4 protein-coding genes are annotated in these 2,707 nt (G+C 50.6%); all 4 read right to left on the minus strand.

The features are described 5' to 3' along the window. Positions 1-287: 287 nt before the first annotated feature. Complete coding sequence (locus J7M22_13360; protein MCD6507596.1) at positions 288-602, minus strand: ferredoxin family protein; 315 nt, start codon at positions 600-602, stop codon at positions 288-290. Positions 603-606: 4 nt separating this feature from the next. After that, positions 607-969, minus strand: a complete 363-nt coding sequence (locus J7M22_13365; GenBank protein MCD6507597.1) for a hypothetical protein — start codon at positions 967-969, stop codon at positions 607-609. Between the two features lie 26 nt (positions 970-995). Then, positions 996-1,547 (minus strand): methyltransferase domain-containing protein, encoded by a 552-nt coding sequence (locus J7M22_13370; GenBank protein ID MCD6507598.1) that lies wholly within the window; start codon positions 1,545-1,547, stop codon positions 996-998. A 235-nt stretch (positions 1,548-1,782) separates the two neighbouring features. Then, on the minus strand, positions 1,783-2,707 hold a 925-nt coding region (locus J7M22_13375), incomplete at its 5' end, for an arsenic resistance protein (GenBank protein ID MCD6507599.1).

Consider the following 2,707-nt stretch of genomic DNA (forward strand, 5'->3'; position numbering starts at 1 on the left):
ACCGTCAGCAGGCGGCTTAACACCCGCCTTAGCCTTGAAGCCCTGTGTGCAGAGGAGGAACGAGGAGAAAGGAACCGGGAACGAGGAGATAAAAATCCTCGTTCCTCGCTCCTAGTTCCTCGTTCCTTCTTTGACACACTTTCGGTCAACTGCTGAGGGGCTCCTTTGGATTAAGCCGTTGAGCTTCAGTGAGGATTCTATCATATCCCATGCCTCAGAGTCAAATCTGAACGATCATATGGGGTGCATAAGAAATTTAGAGGATTCTCTTGAGCTCCAGGAGTTTCTCATCCTCCAGGACCACTACCACCTTTCTCATGTGCGTATTTCTCCCTGAGCCGCTTTATAAGATCGTTTATCTCCTCCTTCTTCGGGAAGGAGATGGCGTCTTGATCGCAGATCTTACCGCAAGCTACGCATCCGATGACGCACTCATAGGGGTTGACGACGACGGGACGATCCTTTTCCTCATCCCATTCATAGACACCGTGGGGGCAGAAGTTGTAACACTGGCCACATCCTATGCAGAGCTCGTAGTTGATTCTCGGATACCAGGGTATCTCCCGTCTGGGGATGCCAGCATACAGTTTCTCCTCGGACATCCTGTCACCCCTTCATCCCCTCAACCGCCTCAGCCACCTTGCTGAAGGCTTCGTCCGTATCCATGTTGCGCAGGTCCAAGGCGGTCACCTGTCTATCAAAATCGCCCCCTACCTCGGCGAAGGCGTCCTTGAACATCTTCCTCTGCATCTTCGGGTCACATGCCCCTACGACGTATTTGACATCCGGCTTGATGTAATCCCGCCAGAAGGCGTCTCCATCATCCACACAGAGTTGGGGGTGAACGATGGCGTATTCGACCTCAAGCTCCTGCCGGACGCGATTTATCAGTTTCCATAGGTCAAGTTGAGCGAATCCGGGACATTCCCCCGTGCAGATGCACATGACGAATCTGGGCTTGCCGTTCATCTTACTTATCCTCCTTCATCATCGTGTTAATTTGTATGGCGGGTTCCAAGGATGAAACCCGCCTCTTCTATCATTTTCAAGAGTTTATCTCTGTTATTCGCATATCTCTCATCGGAGAAAAGGGGCTTACATCTCTGAACTTCGATCTCCTCTCTGGGGAGCTTAGGCTTCAGCGGTCTCCCTATGGTGAATTCATCGAACAGCCCTTTATCCTTTAAAACCTCGGTGAAAACGTCCAGGAGCTCTTGAACGTGATAGGGACCAGGGGGCGTCCAACCGATACGGCCGCCCGGCTTTAAGACCCGTTTCATCTCCATTACTCCCCTAACCTGATCTTCGAAGAGATGAGGGCCGAAATTACAGATGACCACATCGAAACAGCCATCGGGAAACGGCAGTTCCTCCGCCTTCGCCAACGCAAATCGGATATTATCAGGCGAGTTTAAGTTTCCCAATTTGCGTTTGGCCAGTTCGACCATTTGATCGGCTGGATCAATCCCGATCACACTCCCGCTAGAACCTGCGAATCGTGCGGCAACTAAGGTGCTGATCCCCGTGCCACAGCCCACATCCAGCACCTGCTCGCCCTCACCGATGGAATAGTATCAACAGATCCAATCTGCGAAGGGTTCAAACGTGAAGGCGGCGGAATCATATCCGGATACTATAGCGTTCCAAACTTCCACCGCCGTTTTGGCTCTCATCTCTTTCCCCTTATTAAGGAATCCTTCCAGATGCATATTTACATATGTGAATTTTATCATATTTATAAATCCCTGTCAAGCCGATTTTTCTGTGATTAAAGCCTACGGTTTACGCCTTATCATTTCCTTTCCTCCTTCCCAGCATCTTCGGAACCCAGTAGTAAAAGACGCTTGCCATAGGCATCTGAATCATGAAACAGCCGATGACCCCGAGAACCACCGCGCTCCTTCCGAAGGTAGCTAAAGCAAGCGCAATAGCAATGGAGAGGTTTTTCGTGGCCGTCCCGTAAATGATAGGAATGGACCTTGCATAGTTCAGCTTGAAGAGCCTGCAGATATAAGTGGAGAGCAGAAAGGTCACAATGTAGAAGGTGAAGGCTGACAGTAAAGCCCAACCGATGACCTGGGGTTTCTTAAGAATGACATCTGCCTTGAGTGAGGTGGCCACGAACACTACCATCAGAGCGGCCATACCGGAGATGATTGGGAAGATCGGCTTTATCGCTTGTTCCCTCTCACCGCTCATCCTCCCGAAATAAGCGTATCTGGTGAGGAAACCCAAAGCGAGTGGAAGGATAACGATGATAACCAGGTTCTGCACCATAAGCCTTACCGGAATGGAGACCACTTCCCCCGCAAGCCACTTCAGCATGTAAGGGATCTCTATTATTCCCAGAATCAGGGTGATCGCTTGGAGCGTCAAAGCAAGGGGGATATCGCCCTCGAGTAACCCCGTCCAAGCGGCTATCATCCCTCCCGGAGGGACTGATCCGGCGAGCACTAAGCCCACTCCAAGTTGCGGATAACCCTTCAAAATCGTGGTCATTATCGGCTTTGCTATCACCGGAGCCGCTATGATGATCATAAAGGTTCCGAGCAGGACCTCGACGGGTGATTTTACCACCTTGGCGAAATCCCTCGGCTTAGTGGGAACTATACTTTTGCACTTTTTGGGTTTTCGAGAGATGAGAGTTGCCATCAAACGGTTTCTGTGGGAAAATATAGCCAAACTTTCCATGGAGGTGGAAGATGGC

The organism is Candidatus Poribacteria bacterium (assembly GCA_021162805.1).
Lineage (GTDB): Bacteria > Poribacteria > WGA-4E > B28-G17 > B28-G17 > JAGGXZ01.

Bases quoted from the DNA above. Each gene is read 5' to 3' on its own strand.
- J7M22_13365 (MCD6507597.1), bottom strand. From the start codon at position 969: ATGAACGGCAAGCCCAGATTCGTCATGTGCATCTGCACGGGGGAATGT.
- J7M22_13360 (MCD6507596.1), bottom strand. From the start codon at position 602: ATGTCCGAGGAGAAACTGTATGCTGGCATCCCCAGACGGGAGATACCC.